The sequence below is a fragment of the Aneurinibacillus uraniidurans genome (genome assembly GCF_028471905.1).
Taxonomy (GTDB): Bacteria; Bacillota; Bacilli; order Aneurinibacillales; family Aneurinibacillaceae; genus Aneurinibacillus; species Aneurinibacillus uraniidurans.
On sequence record NZ_CP116902.1, the window covers coordinates 3,138,371 to 3,160,751 of the forward strand.

Sequence of the window (22,381 nt, forward strand, 5' to 3'; positions counted from 1 at the left end):
CATGCTCCATTCCCTATCACACTAAAGACTGGGATTGCTGACCACGCAGCCACTTCTCGAACTCCTCCATAGCAAGCGGGCGGGCAATCAGATAACCTTGAATGACATCACAGTCCATCGCTTTAAGAATATCACTCTGTTCTTCTGTCTCTACCCCTTCTGCAATAACAGTTAACCCAAGCCCATGTGCCATTGTAATAACAGCCGATACAATAGCCCAATCTGCCTCCTGTCCTTCCTCATTCGTCCGCATAAATGATTTATCAATTTTGATCGAATGAATGGGGAGTGACTTCAAATAGCTAAGCGATGAATATCCGGTTCCAAAGTCATCAATCGAAATATGTATCCCTGCTTTTTTCAATGCTTCTAATGTACAGGCAACGTCGTGTAGATGATGAATCGCCATCCCTTCTGTAATCTCCAGATCGAGAAACTCCGGTTCAAGCTCACTTCGCTTTAGTATGCCGAGCACAGTATCTATCAATCGCTGATCCCGGAACTGACGGGCAGACAAGTTAACCGAGATCCGAAACGAGCTGTACCCTTCCTTTTGCCAGTGGCGAGCAGCCATACAGGCTTCTTCAAGTACCCAGGCCCCAAGTGAGACGATCATCCCTGTCTCTTCCGCAATCGGAATAAATTCAGATGGAAATACCCAGCCAAGATGTGGGTGCTGCCAGCGCAGTAATGCCTCGGCACCTATTAATTTTCCGGTACGCAAACAGATTTGAGGCTGATAATACAGCACAAGTTCCTTATTCTCCATCGCTCGCCGCAGATGGTTCTCAAGCAGCATCGTCCGCGCGCTCGTCTCCTTCATGTCGCCCGTATAAAAACAGTATGTATTTCTTCCCTGTTCTTTGGCCCGGTACATCGCTGTATCCGCATTCTTAATCAGCGTGTCCACTGTATACCCATCGTCTGGATACAGACTAATCCCTACACTCGGAGTTACAATTAATTCGTGCCCTTCCAACATGAATGGCTTACTGACCGCTTGAAGTAAACAATTCGCCATGTCTTCAATTTCGGTACAGGCCACATTTTCAAGCAACATCATAAATTCATCGCCACCCTGCCGTGCAACAATCTGATTTGTTCCCATACACTCTCTTAGTCGACCTGCAATTTCCCGTATTAATTCATCACCGAACCTATGCCCAAGCGAATCATTAATAAATTTGAATCGGTCAATATCAAGCAGAAGAACAGCTGTTTTTCGCCCAGAAGATGCGGAACGTGCCAGTGATTCTTTTAGAAAAATACGATATTTTCGACTATTAGGAAGACCTGTCAGTGCATCATGAAGCGCCATATGTTCCATTTTCCGCTCGGCTGATTTTTGCAGTCGATTCAGCAACTTCTCCATCTGCGACTTTGCTTCGATCGCTTCCTGACGATTATGTTCCGCTGTCTCACAAAGTTGCTCACTTACCCGGCTGTTAACCACAAGAAAAATTGTCAAACATATGCTCAATAGACCAAAAGGGATCACATCATATAAAATCATTTGCCCGGAAGTCAGATCAGCCTGGTACAAAAAGAATACACATGTCGCCCCGAACGTCAGTGTACCTGCATATACAATCGGCCAGACCTGCATATAAAGGGAACTCATCACAAGAACAAGCCAGAAAAAAATAAACATCGATAGAGATGGATGAAAAGCCGTGACAGCCGTACAGAGGCTAAACAGGAGGGTGATGGTGACATACATCGTCAGCACGGCGTATTGGGGACGATGACTTAATAAGAACGGGATAAGCCCACATACAAGTCCACCAGGGAGCAGAATCCCTACTGTAGCAGCATCTGCACCAAATGCTACAATACTAAACAGCAGCCAGAATCCCCAAATAATTTTGGTTATAAGTAAATTGCGCTGGTGGATGCGCACAGCATAATCTTTATCCATTATCCCCCTCCTCTTCCTTTTTCATCATACTATATTTAACAGCCATTCGGGACAAATCCTGACAAAAAAAGTCTGCGTGCTTATCACGCAGACTTTCTCTACTCATTATCTCTGACTCCGCAGTTCGTTCACGAATGCTTCTAGGCGATTCAGCCCCTCTTCCAGCACATCAAGAGCATACGCATACGAAATTCGAATGTATCCTTCTCCATATGAGGAGAACGCATCACCTGGTACCGCCGCTACCCGTTTTTCTTCAAGCAAACGCGATGCAAATTCAAACGATGGCAGCCCAAACTCCCGGATCGATGGAAACACATAGAAAGCACCAGTCGGTACAACCGGGACCAATCCCATTTTGGTAAGCCGCTCACATACATAACGGCGACGTTTATCATATTCCTCTTTCATGATATCTGCATCATTTCGTCCCTCAGTCAGTGCGTCCAGTGCAGCATACTGACTGATCGAACTAGCACATGTGGCATTATACTGATGCACCTTCAACATCTGCTCGCTAATATACGCCGGAGCAAACGTAAATCCGATCCGCCAGCCCGTCATCGAATGCGATTTTGACAACCCATTGATGACAATTGTTTTCTCACGCAATGCCGGATACGAAGCAAGTGAACGATGTGTACCTTCATAAATCAACTCACTATAGATCTCATCCGACAACACGAACACATCACGATCTGCCAAAAGCTTTGCAATCTCCGTTAGTGCCTGCTCGTCGAGTGTACAACCAGTCGGATTAGACGGATACGGTAAGATGACACAGCGAGTGTTCACCGTCAGCTTCTGTGCGATTTTATCCGCCGTCATTTTAAAATCTGAATCTGTTGTATCGACATAAACCGGAGTCGCTCCGCACAGGCGAATAATCGGCTCATAGCCCGGATATACAGGAGCCGGTAGAATAACCTCGCATCCTTCGGTCAGAATGGTACGCAGCGCGATGTCAATCGCTTCACTGGCGCCATTTGTCGTAATGACTTCTGTCGCTGGATCATATGTAAGACCGTATTTTTCCTTCACAAAGGCACTAGCTGCCTCGCGCAGTGCCAATAAGCCCGCATTCGGTGTATACGTAGTTCGGTTCTCATCAATCGCCCGTTTTCCTGCTTCTTTAATATGATCTGGTGTCGCAAAATCCGGCTGTCCAATGGTCAGGGATACCGCATCAGGATACTGCGCGACCCGGTTAAAAAATGTACGAATGCCCGAAATTTGAATATCACGCACTCGTGGATTCAGCAAATGCTTCATCTCTTGCTTCCTTCCTTTCCAGTCAAGCTTTTTGTGAAAAGTATAGCACGATTGTGACAATTTAGCAGACAAAACAGCGGTACATACTAAAATTGTCCTGCTAACACAACTGATTTTCCTGTTTTAATTGCTGGAGAACAAGCTTATCGGTCGGGAACGCAAGCTCTGGAAGCTCGTCATATCCGAAGAAGCCGACCGCATCCAGATCATCTCCTGCTATCAGTTCTCCATCCGCTTCGTCTGCCATAAACCAGATGCCAACGGTATGCTGACTCGGATTATGAAAGTTTGAATGGACCGTATATACGCCACGAATCGTAATGACAAGCCCGGTCTCCTCCGCAAATTCGCGGCGGGCTGCCTCATATACATCCTCATCCCATTCTACATAGCCGCATGGAATGCACCATTTGCCCTCGTACACACCACCGATACGACGGCCCAAAAGAATTTTTTTATCCCGCATGATAATCGCGGCCACTCCGACTGCTGGATTCTGATAAAAAACAAACCCGCAAGCTGTACAGTACGGTTTTGTCTCATCTTTGGCTTCGTTTAGCTCCAGATGCCCACCACATTTTGGACAGAAAGAATACCTCATCTCCACCGCTCCTTTCTTGTCTTTCTCTACAAAAAAAAGTATGGTAAAAACAGCATACCATACGAAAGGAGAATTATTCTGTGAAGATAATCAGCGCTTGCTTACTCGGATGTGAATGTCGGTATGACGGCGGACATAATCGCGTAGAGAAAATAGAAGAATGGCTTCGCAAAGGTGAAGCCATTCCTGTCTGCCCAGAACAACTGGGCGGTCTGTCTACCCCACGCCTTCCGGCAGAAATCATCGGTGGCGATGGATTTGACGTACTTGATGGTCATGCGTGTGTAATTGATCGTGAAGGCAATGATGTAACCAAAGAATTTATCCATGGTGCCGAGCAGACGCTTCGCATAGCACAAACAGCTAAAGCGAGCGCCGCTATTCTAAAAGAACGAAGCCCTTCGTGCGGCAGCACGACGATTTATAATGGGACATTCTCCAAAGAAAAGCGCCCAGGTCTAGGCGTTACCGCTGCACTTCTTACGCGCCATGGCATTTCCGTATCCTCTGAAGAGACACCCTAGCGGAAAGCAAGCAGCACAAGACCTACAAACAAAAGTAAATTCGCCGTTTCTGTCAATCCGACTGTTTTAATTGACAGTTCTCTGCCAGGCATCACCAATGCACGCACAAGGCTGGGGACGTAGGCGATAGCAAGGAATACGAATCCGGCTGTCGCCAGCGTCAATGGTACAGTAATATGATACACCCATGACAATAAGCGAAATACTCGATTGTCTCGCTTCCGAATCATCGTTTTCACAAAAAAGATACTACCTAGAAAAAAGAGAACAAATATAAACCACAACATGAAAGCACGCTGATCATACGATCCACCGGTTCCGATGACATACGCAGTTGGTCCACCCAGACATAACGCTGCAACCGCCGCACTATCATTGCCGAAAGCTCGCTCATCATTGCGACGTGCATACCACATATTTACTGCAAACAACGGTAGCATCACCACTCCACATAAAAAAAGCTGCGGTCTCACCGCAAGCGGGACTGCTAACAAGGCTATAGCTCCTACCGCATATCCTCCTGCCCACCTGAGATACATATGACGGCGCCGCTTTGTCTTGAGTGCAAGAAGAAGCGGATAAATAGCCAGATACAACAGTAACCAGCCGGCCAGCGCTGGTAGGTGCCAGATTTGCCAGCCACCAAGGCTAGCGCCTGCTACAAAAGGAACGAACAGCATCCCCCAGGCACCATGTTGTTTAGGAATCATCCATTTCACGTACTTCACCCCATTTCCATACAAGCTATATCGGTTTTATTATACAGAGTGGTGGCATCAGTGCCTGTGACATCGATCATACATCCTTTCTATTTCCACACAAAAAACCAGCGCACATAGCGCTGGCTTCTTATCAAAAAATTATCGACTTTTCACAAGCAATTCAACTGCTTCTTTAATTACATGATCAGGATCGTTCCCCTTCTCAATCTCCATACGAATACATGATTCCATATTCGTCGCAACAACTAATCCGACAGCACGATCCACAGCAGAACGAATGGCAGTCAATTGAGTGACAACATCGCGGCAGTCTTTCTGCTGCTCCATCATGCTCAACACCCCACGGATCTGCCCTTCAATACGACGAAGACGGTTTCTGACAGCATCATTATATTCCATCTGTTATCACCTCAACGTAAAATAGGGTATATTTATCGTACCCCGTTAGGTATGAAATGTAAACAAGAAATAAAACAATGGATGAATACTCCAATTACCGTACACACTACGAAAAACAAATGGAAGTGACGCTTCTGCTTACTTGAAAGAAAAAAGCAGCCAGTTGGCTGCTTTTTTACGATCATTATTGTATTTCGCGTGCCGCTGATGTAAGTGCACTTCGAGTAACCGCTCGATTCGTTCCCGGTTTCTCACGCGAAAGCACGAGCGGAACACGCAGATGCTGATTAAACATCCGTAGTTCCTCATCAATGGCCTTTATCGTTCGTGGTACATCTACCTGCACGTCTTTTCGAGCGGCTACGTCAACTGTGCCTCTCTCCGTCGTTCGTTTCGAATCCTGTTGTCCGACATTTCGGCTAATCTCAGCGAGGATCGCTTCTAACGCTTTCTCATCGTACGTCACGTAAAACGAAATACTTAGCGGAGGTGCATCTCCCTGCCATTTCTGCCATAGTCCTGCCATTGTCCGTTCACGTGAGACATCCTGCGCCTTCTTCATCGTCGCATCCATGTCGTACGAAAGTTTGATGGCTTTTTTATCGATCAGAAATACGCGATCTCCAATCGTTACTTGCAGCGGAATGTGGTCAATTGTATAAACAACATCTTCCAGCCGCCGCTGTGCCTCTACATGCGTCAATCCCCCGATTGTAATACCAGCGACTTTCATTTCATCCGGAAATCGCTGCTCTTTCCACTCTTCTGCCAGAAAAAGCGAGAGGATACTGAATACAATTGTCTGCAAAAAAAGCAAGGCGAGAACGACCGAAAACTGCCGCATATACTGTCCAATCTTCATCTTGCCTCACCATTACCTTTAATTTTTCGGTCCTAAATGATCGATTAAGAAAGCTTTAGCGTTAACTCTACTACTTTGCTTCGACCAATCTGCCGGGCCCGTTCGGCAAGCGATTCTGTTACCGTCTCTCCTTGAGCTCCCAACAAGTTGCCTTCTTCATCATACAAATCTTCTGCAAGTGTACGACCAATCAAAGGTGCCGTATCTACTTCTTCTTCCATCTCTTCTACTACTACTTCTTCTGCTTCCGGAAGCTGAACAAACTCATCGAGAGACATCATCTGTTTGACACCATCTTCGATCACAACCATAATATCGCGGCCAAATGTCACCACGAATTCCTGCGGCATGACCTTCGCTTCTCCCGTTGGATCTTCAACCACACAACCGATAATTTTGCCGGTCTCTTCCTCAATGTAGTACTCGGTGACCTGCCCAAGGAAACGACCTTTCTTTGTAATAATGCGAGTGCCTCGAATCTGAATGTTCTTAGATAAAAGATCATTGGCAATCGGAATTTCTGCTAAATCAATGACAGCTGAATCATTTTCAACTGTGACGGCATAATCGCCAATCCCTTCTACACGACGATACGGAATCGCTTTAATCCCGAACTCCCAATGATCATTCTGTACGATGAGGAATTCTACACCAGCCCGTTCTGGGTTAATGACGATATTTTTTACACTGCCGATCTCTTGTCCGTCCATGATGCTAAAAATCGGCATTCCAAGAATCTCCTGACTTTGCTTCATACGCTGTACGCCCTTTCCATCTATTTCTCGCTTATCGCTTTATCTACTTCGCTGCGTACGGCGGTCGGCACGAGAGACCATGGAAGACTCGGCTTTCCGTAGCGCCTAAGCGCCGCGTCAAGCTCCTCCAGATAATGAACTCGTCTGATTATATCAGCTTCGTACTTCTCCCGAATCTGTCCTGTCATACATCCCGTATCCAGTTGCCTGAGCAGCTCATTCCACTCTGCTCTAATTTTGCCGTAAAGACCAAAATGTTTCAATGCTTTCTCATAATCTACTGTAATCATATAACGTGCTTCAAATAGAAGCGGATAGGAAAGTGCCTCGCGAAAATACCCCACTGCGGAAGCATAGTCTTCCTTTGCTGCTGCTTCTACCGCTTTCAGGTAGTAACTATTGACCTGACGCCGCTCTTCTTCTGTCAGCTGGATCTGCGGCACTACCTCTTCTGCTTTACTCTCTTCTGACTTTTCTTCAATTTCTTCCTCAGTCACTACTTCCGCGTCTGCGAATGATGCTTCTTCCGAACTCTCATCGTCGACGACTACAAACGGCTCTGGCTCTGGCTGCGGCTCGTGCTCGTACTCCTGTAGTTCTTCAACCTCTTCTTCACAAGCCTCTGCCTTTGGCTCATCAGCGACACTTTCTGCCACTGATTCCTCCACTTGCGTCGGATCTTCGTGTTCCACTGCTTCAGGTTCCACTACTTCAGGTTCTATCTCGATTGGATGATCCACTTCCGCAGGTTCATGGTCAGGAGAAAGATCACGCAGTCGCTGAGCCTGGTCCGCCTGCTTATGCTCGTCCGCAGCCGCGATCTCCACGACTGACTCTGTCTTTCCAGCACTATCTTCTTTCACCACTTCCTCCTGTACAAGAGATGGCGATGTCAAACTCAGCGAAGCCAGCACGGGACTTGTGTCTTCTATGGCCGCCCCAGAATGCCTGTTTATCTGTCGCACCATAAATAGGACCGCTAGCACGACTATGCCTGCTCCCAGCACTATTAACGTAGGAATCCCTCCCATAATCAGCATGAAAAACGGAGCGATCGCACCAAGTATGATTGATCTAAAGAAAAGACTTGCCAGTTGCCTGTTTGAATATAATTTTTGACGAAGAAAAAGAAAGAATAGTACAGTAAGAAAAAAGTATAGCTGAAAATATTCACTGATTTCGGACATACCCATCGAATCATCCTTCCCCTCTGTTCCTACCTTCATAAGGCTTATGAAACCGAGTATGTGCACTTACAAATTTTCTGACTTATGTAGCACTAACGTGTAATAATTCGACAGTTTATATGACTATCCTTTTCTATTATATAGTAAAAAAGTTATGAATTTCAGTAGTTATCCAAGACTATTTTTATCTACCATTACGAATAACATACCCTGTTCCGCGCATCGTGTAAATGAATTTCTTATTTTCCTCTTACCTATTTTTAAATTTTTCCGTATATACTGAATAGATTAAACATTAGAGAGCGAGGAGATTATTTGAGAAAAACTTATCAAAATCGACTTTTATTCCTGCTACTCTGCTTCATGCTCTTATGCCTTTCTGCCTTTTACATAAGAAAAACTACTTCCTCTTTAGAAACTGTTCAACTTCGAAAGTTCCCTTATCCATACCGGGCTATGCTTTCTTTTACATCAGATATTGATGGCACAACGCCCGAAGAATTCGTACAGTATCACCGCTTTCTCAATACCCGAGAGCAAACTCCAATGGGGGTTGGGCTTGGACTTGATGTTGGCGACAGCTTCTGGATGTATACGGCCACCAATACAGCTTCCTACGTAGATAATAGGAAGCGCCAGTCTGACGCAGTCATGACGTATTTCCACGGTATCGATCCAACCCGACCCAAAGATGCGAAGTGTATCAAATATTACTGGCAGGCCGGCTGGATTGACTCTATACATAGCTATGGAGATTTCTCCCGTCAGAATGAGCAGGAAGGGCTATGCACCCGCAATCTGGCCCGTACAGCCTGGCAGGAGATGAAGCAAGCTGGTATTCAGCCCGAAATCTGGATTAATCATGGCAATCAGGCCAATAAACAAAACTTTGGCTCTTATCGTCGCTTTGGATTTACTTCTTATCAAGCTGGGGATAATCCACACTCCCCGTTCTATCATACTGATATCGCTGCGCAGAACGGTGTACGTTTTGTCTGGAATTCATACAGCGACTATTCCTTTGGAACGAATAATGCAATCTTTCCTCTTTATCTGCGGGATGGAAGTCGCATCTGGGGATTCCACCGCTATGGATATAACCGGACTGCTAAAGGTACACAATGGACCTGGGGGCCGGGCGCCCTTTATCTACAGCTTACTCCCAAACATTTAAATGAAATTATAAAGCGCGGGCAGTACTCCGTCGTAGCACAACACTTCGGAGGTGGTGTGGGGGATGTACCTTTTTCTGAACCAAACCGCCAAGCGCTGCGACTGCTTGCAACCTATTACCACAATGGCGATATTCTTGTTGCACGTACCAGCAGGCTGCTTCGTTACAATCTCGTCCAGCAGTATATTCGCTATACAACCATCTATAAAGAAGAGCGAACACAGATTCAGATCAAAGCGCTTGCCGATCCGCTTTTTGGTTATCGCCGTGTACGTCTTGATGAAATTCGCGGGCTGACCTTTTATGTAAAAAATCCCTCTCAGACGGATATCTTCCTCGGGAAATACAAGCTCACTTCTTCGGATATTCAGATCAATCCCCCTGACCAGACAGGACGCGCAAGCATTAGCGTCAAGTGGTTTGCACCTGACGTATTCGATTATTCTGTAAATGCACCGCACTAATGAAAGCGCTCTGGAAACACTTCCAGGGCTTTTTTCTTTACAAATTTTTCTTCATGTATTATTATCAAAAATGATAATAATACATGAAATGATACCTAAGATTTTCTCTACTTTCCAAAGGAGATACCGTGATGAATACGCTTGATCTACTTCTGCACCCTGTTCGGATGCGAATTTTACAAACGTTAATGCCAGATCGCGAGCTTACCGTACAAGAAATAAGCGAACACCTCTCTGATATTCCGCCTGCCACCTTGTATCGCCACGTCAAAAAGCTGAAGGAAGGCGGTGTAATTGAACCGCGCTCCCACCAGCAAATACGCGGAACCGTAGAAAGTCGCTACGGAATTACAAGTTCGGCTTTTCAAGGTGATAACGCTGCATTCAATCAATTACCAGCTGAAGAACATCTCCGCTATTTCTCGATCTTTCTTTCCTTTCTACAAGCAGAATTCGGGCGCTATCTGACGCAACCAGAACGTGATTTTGAAAAAGACGGGATCGGCTACCGCTACACCTCTGTGTATTTATCGGAAGACGAATTCAACGACTGGCTGGAAGAGTACCGGGCGCTTATGCGCCGAGCCATGGCCTTCCCACCTGCATCGCATCGTATGAAACGCACCCTTGCCCACATTTTTCTTTCGGAAAAGGAGTAATGCATGTATGTCTAGTAAAGAACTTGAAGTGACCATTCCATCCGCTTACCCACTTGCCGGTACACTAACACTACCAGAAAACTCCGATGATCAGGTTCCCGTTATCATCATGCTGCACGGCAGCGGAGATATGGATCGAGATGAAAATGCGAAACAACTGCGAATTAATGCGTTTAAGGAATTGAGTGACGAAGCCGTTCGGCAAGGATATGCCACACTGCGCTACGACAAACGCGGCGTCGGACAAAGCGGCGGCAGCTTCTATGAAACCGGACTCTTTGACCTGATTGATGACGCAGTTGCTGTCGTTGAGTTCAGCAAACAGCAGCCGCAACTTGACCCGGAGCGCATCATTCTACTTGGCCATAGTGAAGGTGGACTACTTGCCCCCGCTGTTCATGCACGCACACCCGTACACGGCATGATTCTGCTCGCTTCATCTGCTGAACCACTTGCGGATACAGCCGCCTGGCAGCGGGAACAGATGAAAGACGATATGCGCAGCCAGAAAGGATTTAGCGGCTGGCTCCTTCGCGTATTGAACGTGCCTGGCAAACTCGATAAAATGAATGATGACCTGCTTACACGCATTAACAACACAACCGATGCCACCATCCGGTATAAAGGCAAGAAAATAAACGCCAAGTGGAACCGGGAACATGGACAATACGATGTACGTCCCTATCTTGCGGAAGTCAACTGCCCAGTGCTGGCAATTACCGGAACAAAAGATGTGCAGGTGCATCCAGAACATGTACATGAGATCTGCCGCTTAATGCCGGGTACATGTGAAGCCCATCTCATTCCAGATATGACTCACATTCTTCGCCGAACGAAAGCTGGACCCGGTATTGGGGAAATTTTAAAAGATTACAAGAAACAGATCGTACACCCTATCGATGCTGATGTGCAGCAATTAATCGCTAACTGGCTGCACCGTATGTTTCCGCTTACCTAAATAATATTTCCCTGATCGGGAGCCTATCGATATGACAGGCTCCATTTTTTATATAAAAAAAGAGAATCGCAAAGGACTCCCTCGTAATCTTCTCAATAAAATTGTTATAAACTGTAACTTGATATATAAATCGCTAGCGCCAATAAGATTAGATGAAAGATTTGATCGGCTATAATACCAAGCCACCCCGCTGCTGGCCCCTCTGTCATCTGCACACGCCGAACCCAGAACGCAACAAACGTTCTCCGATCTAGAAAGAGATGCCCGATATAAATCAAGGCGAGCCCCCAAATCGAAAGCCCACCTGATAGCCATCCGAACAAAGCAATAATCGATGTATACACCGTAACATGTGTTACGAGTGGCAGCCATTTCTTTGCCTTATTGTCTGCCATCCAGCTTGTCTGAAACAAAAAATCTGCAATGAGATGTCCGAGTAAAAGCATATCAAATTGGCTCATATTCGCTCTCCCTTCATTGTATAGGCGGACAGGCCCCTATTTCTATCTGTCCGCCTCCTGTGATGTAGCCTCTATTTTCGCAAAATCACAACCTCGTTTTTCTCATCCCATTGCACAGATACCCCGTTTAGGTCTGCTATGTAGCGTACCGGGACAAAAACACGCCCCTGATGAAGAAAAGCTGCGGTATCCATCGTCTGTACAACCGTATTTCCCTCATATATATTACGGTCCTGCACATTAAGATAAAACGTATGCGGCTTATCTGGCTGATCATCATTCGGGATATGAATGGTGACACGCTGCGTGCGAGCATCCCATTCAATCGTACGACCTAACGCATCCCCAATTGCACGAACCGGAACGAATAACCGGTTATCTTTGCGGAGCGGAGCTGTGGGAAACGTAATTTCATTATCGTTCAAGTACAATTGAACGTATGACTTTTTGGAATGGGTTGCTGGTAGCTCAGGGGTAATTTTCCGGATCATATGATTCCGGTTGTCTGCTACAAGAAGTGTACCTCCTGCCCCTGCCCATACATCAGCAGGACCGTCAAAACGGGCGTTCTGTTCGATTCCATTCCAGATGCCGTACTCTTCTGCCCCCGCAATTGTGCGTACTTGGTGCGTATCGAGCGCTAGCGCACGAATTCGCTGATTGTTCGTATCGGCAATATACAACGTCTTTCCATCTGGGCTGATCGATAAGCCTGTTGGAGAAGCAAAGCGAGCTTCCTCGCCGCTTCCATCTGCAAAATCTCCCTCAAATACAGTCGAACCTTCCGTCTTTTCATTGCCGCCACCTGCGAGCGTCTGAACGATCCCATCGGGTGTAATCTGGCGAATACGCTGATTTCCGGTATCGGCCACGTATACCATTCCTTTGTTATCCACAGCGATCCCGTCTGGTTCATTAAATAATGCTTCTTCTCCCCGACCATCACGGAATGCACCATCCGTTTGTCCACCTGCAAGTGTGCGAACTGTGCCATCCGGTGCGATCTTGCGAATTCTGTGATTCAATGTATCGGCGACATATACCACTCCATCGGGTCCAACTGCCACATCGCCCGGTTCGTTAAACTGTGCGGCTTTTCCGACTCCATCCTGATACCCGCTCTTTCCAGAGCCAGCCAGTGTAGATACCTTACCATCGGGTGTAATTTTGCGAATCGCATGATTCATCCGATCGGCCACATACAGATTTCCCACTGCATCCAGTGCGATGCCCTGCGGAAGATTAAAGCGGGCACTCGTACCAATTCCGTCCTTAAAATCTCCTGGATACGAGCAGCTTTTTTCCTTCTCGCCCATTCCACCTGCCAGCGTCTGAACCGTTCCGTCTGCTGTAATTTTACGAATCTGGTGATTTTCACTATCGGCGACAAAAATTTCTCCTGCCGCATTTTGTACCACGCTATACGGGAAACGGAACTGTGCCTGAGCTGCTGGACCGTTTTTTTGACCAAGTTGCTTAATGCCAGCTACTGTCGTAATACGGGATAGAGGAAGATCAGACGCTGCTGCCTGAGCGGAAAAGCAAGTACTTCCTACCAATCCTACTACGAGTAGAGCACTGCTTATTTTTTTATACCATGTTCGAGATTTCATTCTATCGTTCCCTCCTTACTGAATCGGCAATGTTACGGTAGTTTGTGCTGGGAGTTGTACTGGAATTGTATTTCCGTTGTTGTCATACAACGCAAGAGCGAGAATTTCTACAGTTGTTGACCTCGTAATCGGGAATGACAATTCTGCTAAAGACTGAGTTTCGTTTATTTGAGTAACAGCTGCATCCGGAAGAAGCTGCGCAAATATAAGCTCACTTTTTCCACCGGCAACCGGATAAATCTGTTGGCTTTTCAATAGTGAAGTAGCGCCTCCCCACGTTCCTGGCACACCTGTTGGCGGACTCGACACGTCACCTGATGCGTACAGGGCATGCAGCTCGATTCCCGCGACATTTGCCGCATTCACTCCCCCAAGAATGATTTTAGCTGTATGGTTGGATGTTGTGGCAGGTACTACTTGTACTTTGACGATTGGAATAGCAGGAAGCTGGGTGCCGCCATCTGAACTACCCGAACCACCACCTGTACTTCCTGTTGAAGGAACACCTTTTTTCAAAGTATCGGCCAGTTGCTGCATTTCAGTAATTAGCTTGGACTTCCTCTCATCCATATCCTGCACCATCTGATCAATGATTTCGGGCGAAGCTTTCGAAATGATGCTTCCCGGATCAATGGGACTTTGTTTATCTGCTGGATTTTGGTACTGGGATGTAATCGTTACTTGCTGCCCTGACCGAACAAGGATTGTTTGCTGGCCTGTTTGCTGACCCTTCTGCTGTGTAGAACGAGTAGTCACCGCTACGACTCCGTCCTCAACCGTCATATATGTTTCACCTGTACAAGGCTCGACTGTAACAAGAAACAACGTTCCGCGCACCCCCATTATGGCTGTTGGGGTTTCAATATCAAATCGATCATTCGCATTCGCTAAACTCTCGACCTTGTTCCACACTTGACCGGACCAGACCTTTCCCTTTGTTTTTCCTCCTGCCATCTGGGCAATCATAAAGCGTGTTCCGCTTCCTAGTGTCGATTGTGTTCCCGCACTGTATACCACTTTGGCAGACGAGTTCTTGCCGGTAATAACGGTATCTCCCTGTGATAGGGACATGCTGTTAAATGCTGTTACGACTTTTTTACTGCCGCTTTTCTGTACCTTTACATCCCCTTTAACCGATGCAAGCTTTGCGGTACGTGCCGCTGCCATGACGGTTGTATCTGCTATACCGATGCTGCTTACTACAAATAGGACCAGTATAAGCAGCATGCCTGTTTTTCGTAGTACGGACATGACTACGCCTCCTTTTGCTTATCTTCCTGCTTCTCCCCGATTACTTCATACACCATAACCGGATGCTCTTTTCCTTTTACTTTGATTTCACCAATTTCCTCAATGACAAAATACGGCTCTACACGCGCTCTCGTATTTTCACTAATCAGAATCTTGCCTGGCTTCGCGTTCGATTCAAGGCGTGCAGCCAGGTTCACCGTGTCGCCAATCGCTGTATAGTCAAGTCGACTTTTGGAGCCGATGTTTCCGATAACGGCGTCACCTGAGTTGATCCCAATCCCGAACTGTACCGTATGTCCGATCTGCTGCCGCAATCGTTCAGTCAGCTCGGCTGATCCTTTACGCATTTCAAGAGCCGCACGTATCGCAAGCTCCGCATGATTGTCCGTCTGGATCGGTGCGCCGAAGATGCCCATCACGCCGTCCCCGATAAATTTATCAAGCGTGCCATTGTATTGAAAAATCGACCGTGTACATAAATCCAGATATTCATTAAGCACTTCAACGACTTGCTCTGGCTCAAGCTTCTCCGACAGCGGAGTAAATCCGCGAATATCGACAAAAATCAATGTAACATCGCGGCGTACACCGCCGAGCTGCACTTCTTCCTTTTTGCTAAGAATATCATCAACAATCGACTTAGATACGTAGCGAACGAATAACGATGTTATACGGTTGCGCTGCTGACGCTCCATCAGATAATGATCGATGACGGAATATATATAAACTGCAATGATCGCAAGCAAAACGTATACATACGGAAGTAGAATTCCGTAGTTAAAACTGATAATAAGCGCTAGTGTATACAAAACCAACAGACCGATGAACAAAAACAGACCACGAATCCCCTTGAAACGATTCGTCAGTGCATACGTACCAAATGCCATACAAGCAATCAAGATCCATCCAGCTGTTTTCGACAGCGGGCTGTACAACTTGTTATCCAGCAGACTTTGAATGAAATTCGCGTGAATCTCAACCCCATACATCGATAGACTTTTACTCATAGGTGTAAAATATTGATCCTGCAAGCCAGTCGCATATGGGCCAATTAACACAACTGCATTTTTAAATGTTTCAGGCGGCACGGTTCCATTTATCACATCTTCATACGAAAGCACATCAAAACCAGTCTCTGAACCTGGCCGCTGTGCAAACGAAAAATATACTTCCTGGCGATCGTTCACCGAAATCTTCTTACTTCCTCGATACCAGGTTCCATCTTTCTCTTGTTTGATTTTCTCTTTCTCTGGAAGAAGATAATTGACCAGACGAACCCCAACAGATGGAACCATACCCAGTTCTTTATGAGGCAAGCCAAGAATTCCGGTCCTTATCTTATTGTCTCGGTCGGGAAGTACATTAATATGGGCAAGCTGTTCGGGTCGCACCGGAAAGAATGGCATATTCACCCGGTCATATTCCAACTTTCCCTTCCCGGACTGGACACGTGGAAACTCGTAATTTGTTGAGAACACCACATTTGGATACTTGGCCGCCACTTCAGCAATTGCTGCATTATCATCTTGATCATGGCTCGGCTCTGATAGAATGGCATCCAGCCAGACCGCCTTCGCTCCACCTTCCGCTACCTTACGCATAATCTCGGCATGATACGCACGCGGCCACGGCCATTTTCCGAGCGCAGCCAAACTTTTTTCATCGATTCCAATGATCATAATCCGATTGTCAACCTCACGCTCACTTTGTACGACTCGATCTGTAAAATTATTCTCTAGAACGTACAAAGTTGACAGCTGGTACATATAACCTACCAGAAGAGTGATCACACTGCCGATGAGAAACAATTTCACCCAGAAGTATGAGAATAAGCGCTTTATTGATTCCATAGCTCCCCCTTTTCCCTTATTTTTTTATAAGCTTGGACGCATCCATATAGATGGAGTGACCTTCAAACCTAATAATTCCCCTTCGATGCAAGTGTGTAAGGACACCATTTACAACCTGTTGTGAAATGCCGACTAGTTTACCAATTTCATGGAGTCCGATTTTTATGTCAATTCTGACAAGATTATTCTCGCGAGTTCCATGTTTTATAGCAAGATCAGCCAGCACTTTAAGTACACGTGTTTCTACATCGAGGAATACCATATCTGTAATTTCTTTGTTTGCCTTGCGGATTCGTGAGGAAAGCTGTTTAAGAATTTGTCGGGTAAATGAAAAGTTGCCTTCGAGGAAGCGGAAGAAATCGTTGTGAGAGATGGAGAGCAGTACAGAGGGTTCGAGGATTTGTACGGAAGCGGAGCGATTCTCCCCGTCAAGCAGGGCCAGCTCTCCGAAGCTATCGCCTGCTCTAAAAATCGTAATGATTTTTTCTTTCCCATCTTTTTCGGTGTAAATCTTAGCTGAACCTGCTGCGATAATGTAGAACGTGCTGCCGTTATCGCCTTCGCGGAACAAGATAAATCCCGGCTGGAGTTTTTGTGAAACGACGATTTTTTCTAGTTCTTGCAGCTGTTCATCTGTTAAATGTTCAAACAGTGGGACGGATCTCAACCTCCCAAATATATTCATCATTTTCCTCCTTTACTACAATTTTGATTCCATTAAACTACAGAAATTCTACCAAGAGACAAAACGTTTTACAAGAAACAAAAACCAGTAGGCAATGTCTAACTGACATAAATTAGTTCTTTATTCCTACTAAACAGTTTATTTTTATCTGGAATCATGTTCTCCGTTTACATTATCTAGCTTCTCCTGTACTATGAAAGCTAGAAGCCGTTGATTACGGCATAATTTTTCTTCTATATTGACATATCATAAAAATAGTCTATTTCCGCTCTTTCTTCCCCTCCATCTTCTGTGTTGCCTAAATTTTGAATAGTAGCAGGAATCTCGATGGATCGTGGAGAAAGTAATTTTGTACGTTGAACCACTCTCCTAGCCATCCGTCCCTGCCCCTGCTGTACCAAAAGTTCCATCAAAAAAATATTCAGATTTGCGCATCAATAAGACATCTTTCGCCTCTTTGTACAATCCAGTCTGAATCGCATAATCTACTATCCGTAGGAGATCACCCTGCCTTTTACTTTCTCTCCCTAAAAAACAAGTATGCATTACCGATTAATTATAATATTAAAACAATTATAGTACTATACGACGCAGAAAAAGAAGCTACGTTTGCATCAGCCCTTTTCTGATTCGTACTCTATTATAGAAAGGACTAGTAAGAATGAAAAATCAAAAAAAGAAGGCGACTGCCCGAGCAATGGCGGCTATGGCTCTGCTGACTTCACTCTTCACCGTTACACCTATAGGAACACACCCGGCACAGGCACAGGCCGCTGCAGATACCACTCCTCCCCTCATTCAAAGTGCACTGTCAAGTGGTGATACGCTCGTATTAACGTATGATGAAGTAATACAACCACCGGATTCCTCACCGGATTTGCCACCGGATTCCCCATCAACTCTCCCTGATTACATCATCCATAATCGTACCTCTAATACTGATGTTACAGTAGACGACATTACATTTGAAGGAAATACAGTCACCCTTACACTTAGAAGCTCCATCGACAATGCAGACGCTACTATTCAATATAGTAATGACCCAGATAGACATGTGTACGATCTAGCCGGTAATAAAGATATTTCCTTAAATGATCCGTACCCTATCACCGATAATTCTTCCGATACAACACCTCCAGAGCGTATTCGCTCCATTATAAGTACAGATGATATTAAACTGTTCTATAACGAAACTTTGAATCCTAATGAAATTGATTCAGATGATTACAAAGTAACAGTAAACGGAAAACCACAAACCGTAAGTTACGCTAGGATTCGTGGCGGTATGGTTAGACTGATGCTAGATAGAGGAGCTATAGTGTTTGGAGACAAAGTAGATTTGACGTACAAAGCAGCAGTGGATCACCCTTTGCAGGATAATAGCGGGAATAAGGCAGGGAATATTTCTCTTCTTGCACAGGAGGTCGTTGATCTGACCCCTCCTGAAGTGATGATGGAAGGGATCCTCGTGTCGGAAAATGAAGTGACAATTAGGATGTCAGAGCCTATTAAGCTCAATTCCTCAGGTGATTCTCTCGCCGGAGCCTTTATCCTCCATACAACAGGCTCACCCCCACGTAATATCGGAGTTATAGGCTGCCGTATTTCAAATTATGACCGTGATAACCCTAATAACCCTAATGACCATAATAACTATAATAAACTTATTCTCGTGCTGGATGATTATATAGACTACGAGGAACGGGGGAGGCTTTACCTGGATTACATTGACGAAAATAGAATTGTAGACCTTGCCGGAAATCCTCTGCTTCTGTTTTCAGGGGAACTTGCATATAACCAGACTCTCGACCCTCAATCTATTCAATCTATTGAAATAATGAATTCTCCTGTGACTCTTCCGGTCGGGGTGAAATATCATTTAAGTGTACGGACGACCTACGATCAATACCCACCAAAGACCAACATTGCGCCAGTTGCCTCCTATGAATCGACAAATTCGAATTGTGCCACCGCAGATAAAGGCGTTATTACTGCCATCACGGAAGGACAGACCACCATTAAGGTATCTTACCGGGGAAAAACAGCATCCATTGATGTTAAAGTCATATCCGAAGCCGACTATAAGGAGGGCCTCCGAAACCGGCTGGACCCTACTCATACCGGGATTACGCTCGGTACTATCATCAAATTCCTGCGAACGAATCCCGCAGAAGACTTCAACATGGATGGCGTAATCAATAATGACGACGTTGTATATCTCATGCAATTCATCTCCCCGAAAAAGCCAACCTAATCGTAAAATACAAAAAAGGAAGCTGATTCATACCAGCTTCCTTTTTCTATTTCTATCGAATCAACCCAATCCACTGCCAGAACGGAATCGACACGACCACCGCCAGCACTGCAAACAAAGCATAGCATATCGCCACCTTTTGCCCCTGCCTATGGCTAAACGCCCGCTCCTCCGTACTATAATACGCAAGCAAATAGGAAGGTGACTGATACGTAAAAAAGAACGGATCAGACGTCAACAAAATAACAAACAAAAGCAGCCACGGATGAATTCCTACTTGCTCACACAACGGAGCAAGCGAGATCACAAGCAAAATCACGGCTGGATCGTCCCGAACGATAAACGTCACAAGAAACACCGTCACCGCAACCGCCGGAATAAACAAATACGGCGAACCAGTAAATGGTTCCAAGAAATGCGCAAACAAGCCAGTAAGCCACTTCACCACTCCAAGCTTGAAAGCCACAGTCGCAAACGCAAGTGCTACCCCATTAAACAGCATGAACGGCCAATCAATTCCACTTTTCAACGTACGGCTGTCCAGCACTCCCGTTATCACAAGAACAGAAAAACCAGTGAGCATAATCCAGACGCTTTCGATGTGATGCAACGATTCGAGCATCAGCATTCCAATCGTTCCCGTCATCGTCCAAAGTGTAATTTTCTCTTCCTTCGTCAAACTGCCAAGAATGGTAAGCTGCTCATCTAGCATCGCTGCCGACATCGCTTTCTCTTCCGATCCTGGTCGGAACAAAAAAAGATTCGCCATAAACATCCCAACCGTAAACACAAGAAACGCCGGAAGCGCATACCAGAACCACTGTCCCCATGATACCGATAGATGCGGAATCAGCCCCATCGCCAGTACATTCAAACTTGATGCCGTAAGGAAAAAGGGAGATAAATAGCCATACGACACCATGGCCGTCAACCCAAGTCCCGCCGAACCCTTCGAGCGATTAGCAAACCCCATCGCTTCACTAATGCTTAGGGCAATCGGACTTGCGAGCACAACTTTCGCAGAAGACGACGGGAGCAGTGGATTAAATACAATCCCGCTTACCATCAAGCCAACCATCTGCCCTCGGTAGCTTTTCGGAAATAACTTCAGCATATGTAAAGATAGACGGTAAAGAAGGCCTGAATGCGAAATCGCCGCACCAAGTGCTAAAATGCCCATCATATATAACCAGACAGGGTTACTGAAGCCGGACAATACCGTATCCATCTCTACCAGCCCGGTAAGCGACCATGACATGGCTAAAAGGAGCGCTACAATATAATCAGGAATCACATTCACAATCCAGAACGCCATCGCAGTCAAAGACAAACCAACGAACAACATCCCTTTATGCGATAGCCCCGGAAACGGCTCTGCCTGACTGAAATACCCGAGGCATAAACAGCTGAACAAGATGGTAAAAAGAATACTCAAACCATTTTTATTAAACAGCTGTCCCGCTTTTTCCGCTCGTGCAAGACGCCACATATTCTCAAAATTAAGCTTGGATAATGCATATTCCCGATCTTGTCCTTCCCCTTGATTTGTCTTCTGTCGACGCGAAGAAGACTCGGTCAATTCGGAAGCAAAGCTGTATGCCATGTTGAGATATTCCAGCGCTTTTTGCTGGTAGCCAAGCTTTTTGCTAAATGCTGCCGCATATTCATACAACCGGGTCGCCTGCTGATCAGAAAAGTACAGGTGAATATTTTCCAGTGCGTCTTCTACGAGTGAAAAACCAGCAGCCGGATTACTCCGAGTCTGTGCTTCGAGCAGGAGAAAAAGAACCGTTTCATGACAGAACAGTACATCTTTTGGGCAGGTGGCAAACAACAATCCACTCGCCTCTTTTTCCTCCACACTAAGAGTATCCCAATCAACCTCTCCCTCAACAACAGCGCACGCCTTCTCCCATTCTTCATTCTGGATGTACGTCTGCACTGCATACCGAAACTGCTTCTGGGCAAGAAAATACGCAGCGGCTGCATCTAGCACGCCTTCCTTCTGGCTACTTCCAAATCGGGAAGCGTACATATCCCTAAGGACCAATCGAGCAGCAGGATCGACATAAAACCATTCGACTCCCGCTTCGTATTCATGAACGAGTAACTCTTTATAGATGGATTTATATTGATAGATTTGCTGAATGGCTGCATCTTGCTTGAAGTAATCGGTAAGAAATGAAGGGGAAACTCCTGGCAACAAGGAGAGCATAAGAATGGTATTCTGCAGAAGTTCGGGTAGCGTAGATAGTTCTTCAAGAACCTGTTTCACCTGCGAGTCTTTGGAGCGCTGCAGACTGCTGTTCGTCTGCGCCAGCCGCTGACATAACAGTCTGGAGAGGTAGGTGGAAATCGTATTGTTTTCGAGAATTAACTGACTGAATGTGTCCGTGCCCATTTTGAAGAGATCAACCGTACTTGCAGCAATCGCCGATGCAGAACGAGGATTCCCCGTTAACAGCGCCATCTCACCAAATACTTCTCCTTCTTTCAAAATCGTAAGCAGATGCCGCTCGCCTTCTTCGGTACTGGCAAATAACTCTACTTCACCACGATTAATAATATACATCGCATCTCCGGCATCCCCAATGTTGAAAATAACCGTACCTGCTTCTACTGTTATTTTTTCCATACTTCCGAACAGACGAGCCTGTTCGACAGTAGAAAGCCCTTCAAACATCGCTACATTTTGTAATAACATCGCTCTTTATCTCTCACCTCGCACTTTTTTCTATGATAGCTGTACTATATCATGAATCAGATTACTAG

The 22,381-nt window shown here is 45.8% G+C and carries 19 protein-coding genes; 5 read left to right on the plus strand and 14 right to left on the minus strand.

Features of this window, described 5'->3' with window-relative positions; translation table 11 throughout:
• Positions 1-16 precede the first annotated feature (16 nt).
• From PO771_RS15685 to PO771_RS15695, 3 genes are all read right to left on the minus strand, one after another.
• Positions 17-1,918, minus strand: coding sequence for a putative bifunctional diguanylate cyclase/phosphodiesterase (locus PO771_RS15685; protein ID WP_272560613.1), 1,902 nt, complete (start codon positions 1,916-1,918; stop codon positions 17-19).
• A gap of 105 nt (positions 1,919-2,023) precedes the next feature.
• The gene (locus tag PO771_RS15690) at positions 2,024-3,190 is read right to left on the minus strand and encodes an aminotransferase A (protein ID WP_272560614.1); all 1,167 of its coding nucleotides are present in this window, start codon (positions 3,188-3,190) and stop codon (positions 2,024-2,026) included.
• Positions 3,191-3,290: 100 nt separating this feature from the next.
• Entirely contained in the window at positions 3,291-3,791 is a 501-nt protein-coding gene (locus tag PO771_RS15695; RefSeq protein WP_272560615.1) for an NUDIX hydrolase, read from the minus strand.
• A gap of 80 nt (positions 3,792-3,871) precedes the next feature.
• On the opposite strand from PO771_RS15695, the gene PO771_RS15700 reads away from it, so the two are divergent.
• On the plus strand, positions 3,872-4,315 hold the full coding sequence (locus PO771_RS15700) for a 2-thiouracil desulfurase family protein (RefSeq protein ID WP_272560616.1): 444 nt from the start codon (positions 3,872-3,874) through the stop codon (positions 4,313-4,315).
• Here PO771_RS15700 and PO771_RS15705 read toward each other — a convergent pair.
• From PO771_RS15705 to PO771_RS15725, 5 genes are all read right to left on the minus strand, one after another.
• Entirely contained in the window at positions 4,312-5,025 is a 714-nt protein-coding gene (locus tag PO771_RS15705; RefSeq protein WP_272563192.1) for a YwiC-like family protein, read from the minus strand. The two genes, PO771_RS15700 and PO771_RS15705, sit on opposite strands and share 4 nt — an antisense overlap.
• A 150-nt stretch (positions 5,026-5,175) precedes the next feature.
• On the minus strand, positions 5,176-5,436 hold the full coding sequence (locus PO771_RS15710; protein ID WP_096467222.1) for a metal-sensitive transcriptional regulator: 261 nt from the start codon (positions 5,434-5,436) through the stop codon (positions 5,176-5,178).
• Positions 5,437-5,620: 184 nt separating this feature from the next.
• Positions 5,621-6,298, minus strand: coding sequence for a peptidoglycan binding domain-containing protein (locus PO771_RS15715; protein ID WP_272560617.1), 678 nt, complete (start codon positions 6,296-6,298; stop codon positions 5,621-5,623).
• Positions 6,299-6,342: 44 nt separating this feature from the next.
• On the minus strand, positions 6,343-7,053 hold the full coding sequence (locus PO771_RS15720; protein ID WP_272560618.1) for a PRC-barrel domain-containing protein: 711 nt from the start codon (positions 7,051-7,053) through the stop codon (positions 6,343-6,345).
• Positions 7,054-7,073: 20 nt separating this feature from the next.
• Positions 7,074-8,246 (minus strand): hypothetical protein, encoded by a 1,173-nt coding sequence (locus PO771_RS15725; protein WP_272560619.1) that lies wholly within the window; start codon positions 8,244-8,246, stop codon positions 7,074-7,076.
• 309 nt (positions 8,247-8,555) lie between these two features.
• On the opposite strand from PO771_RS15725, the gene PO771_RS15730 reads away from it, so the two are divergent.
• The 3 genes from PO771_RS15730 (at position 8,556) to PO771_RS15740 (ending at position 11,495) form a co-directional block, all read left to right on the plus strand.
• Positions 8,556-9,878, plus strand: a complete 1,323-nt coding sequence (locus PO771_RS15730) for a hypothetical protein (protein WP_272560620.1) — start codon at positions 8,556-8,558, stop codon at positions 9,876-9,878.
• 131 nt (positions 9,879-10,009) lie between these two features.
• Positions 10,010-10,537: a helix-turn-helix domain-containing protein gene (locus tag PO771_RS15735; protein ID WP_272560621.1), complete on the plus strand. Its 528-nt coding sequence runs from the start codon at positions 10,010-10,012 to the stop codon at positions 10,535-10,537.
• Positions 10,538-10,544: 7 nt separating this feature from the next.
• Positions 10,545-11,495, plus strand: a complete 951-nt coding sequence (locus PO771_RS15740) for an alpha/beta hydrolase family protein (RefSeq protein WP_272560622.1) — start codon at positions 10,545-10,547, stop codon at positions 11,493-11,495.
• 104 nt (positions 11,496-11,599) lie between these two features.
• Here PO771_RS15740 and PO771_RS15745 read toward each other — a convergent pair whose 3' ends face one another.
• The 5 genes from PO771_RS15745 to PO771_RS15765 form a co-directional block, all read right to left on the minus strand.
• On the minus strand, positions 11,600-11,956 hold the full coding sequence (locus tag PO771_RS15745; RefSeq protein WP_272560623.1) for a DUF3307 domain-containing protein: 357 nt from the start codon (positions 11,954-11,956) through the stop codon (positions 11,600-11,602).
• 71 nt (positions 11,957-12,027) lie between these two features.
• Positions 12,028-13,569 (minus strand): NHL domain-containing protein, encoded by a 1,542-nt coding sequence (locus tag PO771_RS15750; protein WP_272560624.1) that lies wholly within the window; start codon positions 13,567-13,569, stop codon positions 12,028-12,030.
• Positions 13,570-13,584: 15 nt separating this feature from the next.
• Positions 13,585-14,820: a FecR family protein gene (locus PO771_RS15755; protein ID WP_272560625.1), complete on the minus strand. Its 1,236-nt coding sequence runs from the start codon at positions 14,818-14,820 to the stop codon at positions 13,585-13,587.
• 2 nt (positions 14,821-14,822) lie between these two features.
• Entirely contained in the window at positions 14,823-16,670 is a 1,848-nt protein-coding gene (locus PO771_RS15760) for a CHASE2 domain-containing protein (RefSeq protein ID WP_272560626.1), read from the minus strand.
• Positions 16,671-16,686: 16 nt separating this feature from the next.
• Positions 16,687-17,355, minus strand: a complete 669-nt coding sequence (locus PO771_RS15765; RefSeq protein ID WP_272560627.1) for a Crp/Fnr family transcriptional regulator — start codon at positions 17,353-17,355, stop codon at positions 16,687-16,689.
• 661 nt (positions 17,356-18,016) lie between these two features.
• Between PO771_RS15765 and PO771_RS15770 the strand changes: the two genes are divergently transcribed.
• A complete protein-coding gene (locus PO771_RS15770; RefSeq protein WP_272560628.1) occupies positions 18,017-19,609 on the plus strand; it encodes a SwmB domain-containing protein in 1,593 nt (530 codons plus the stop codon).
• Positions 19,610-19,661: 52 nt separating this feature from the next.
• On the opposite strand, the gene PO771_RS15775 is transcribed toward PO771_RS15770, so the two are convergent.
• A complete protein-coding gene (locus PO771_RS15775) occupies positions 19,662-22,313 on the minus strand; it encodes an SLC13 family permease (RefSeq protein WP_272560629.1) in 2,652 nt (883 codons plus the stop codon).
• Between the last annotated feature and the right edge of the window lie 68 nt (positions 22,314-22,381).

What these genes read in the sequence shown, in the direction of transcription:
- PO771_RS15685 (WP_272560613.1), bottom strand. Translation starts at nt 1,918, where the DNA reads ATGGATAAAGATTATGCTGTGCGCATCCACCAGCGCAATTTACTTATA.
- PO771_RS15690 (WP_272560614.1), bottom strand. Translation starts at nt 3,190, where the DNA reads ATGAAGCATTTGCTGAATCCACGAGTGCGTGATATTCAAATTTCGGGC.
- PO771_RS15695 (WP_272560615.1), bottom strand. Translation starts at nt 3,791, where the DNA reads ATGAGGTATTCTTTCTGTCCAAAATGTGGTGGGCATCTGGAGCTAAAC.
- PO771_RS15705 (WP_272563192.1), bottom strand. Translation starts at nt 5,025, where the DNA reads ATGATTCCTAAACAACATGGTGCCTGGGGGATGCTGTTCGTTCCTTTT.
- PO771_RS15710 (WP_096467222.1), bottom strand. Translation starts at nt 5,436, where the DNA reads ATGGAATATAATGATGCTGTCAGAAACCGTCTTCGTCGTATTGAAGGG.
- PO771_RS15715 (WP_272560617.1), bottom strand. Translation starts at nt 6,298, where the DNA reads ATGAAGATTGGACAGTATATGCGGCAGTTTTCGGTCGTTCTCGCCTTG.
- PO771_RS15720 (WP_272560618.1), bottom strand. Translation starts at nt 7,053, where the DNA reads ATGAAGCAAAGTCAGGAGATTCTTGGAATGCCGATTTTTAGCATCATG.
- PO771_RS15725 (WP_272560619.1), bottom strand. Translation starts at nt 8,246, where the DNA reads ATGGGTATGTCCGAAATCAGTGAATATTTTCAGCTATACTTTTTTCTT.
- PO771_RS15735 (WP_272560621.1), top strand. Translation starts at nt 10,010, where the DNA reads ATGAATACGCTTGATCTACTTCTGCACCCTGTTCGGATGCGAATTTTA.
- PO771_RS15740 (WP_272560622.1), top strand. Translation starts at nt 10,545, where the DNA reads ATGTCTAGTAAAGAACTTGAAGTGACCATTCCATCCGCTTACCCACTT.
- PO771_RS15745 (WP_272560623.1), bottom strand. Translation starts at nt 11,956, where the DNA reads ATGAGCCAATTTGATATGCTTTTACTCGGACATCTCATTGCAGATTTT.
- PO771_RS15750 (WP_272560624.1), bottom strand. Translation starts at nt 13,569, where the DNA reads ATGAAATCTCGAACATGGTATAAAAAAATAAGCAGTGCTCTACTCGTA.
- PO771_RS15755 (WP_272560625.1), bottom strand. Translation starts at nt 14,820, where the DNA reads ATGTCCGTACTACGAAAAACAGGCATGCTGCTTATACTGGTCCTATTT.
- PO771_RS15760 (WP_272560626.1), bottom strand. Translation starts at nt 16,670, where the DNA reads ATGGAATCAATAAAGCGCTTATTCTCATACTTCTGGGTGAAATTGTTT.
- PO771_RS15765 (WP_272560627.1), bottom strand. Translation starts at nt 17,355, where the DNA reads ATGAATATATTTGGGAGGTTGAGATCCGTCCCACTGTTTGAACATTTA.
- PO771_RS15770 (WP_272560628.1), top strand. Translation starts at nt 18,017, where the DNA reads ATGAAAAATCAAAAAAAGAAGGCGACTGCCCGAGCAATGGCGGCTATG.
- PO771_RS15775 (WP_272560629.1), bottom strand. Translation starts at nt 22,313, where the DNA reads ATGTTATTACAAAATGTAGCGATGTTTGAAGGGCTTTCTACTGTCGAA.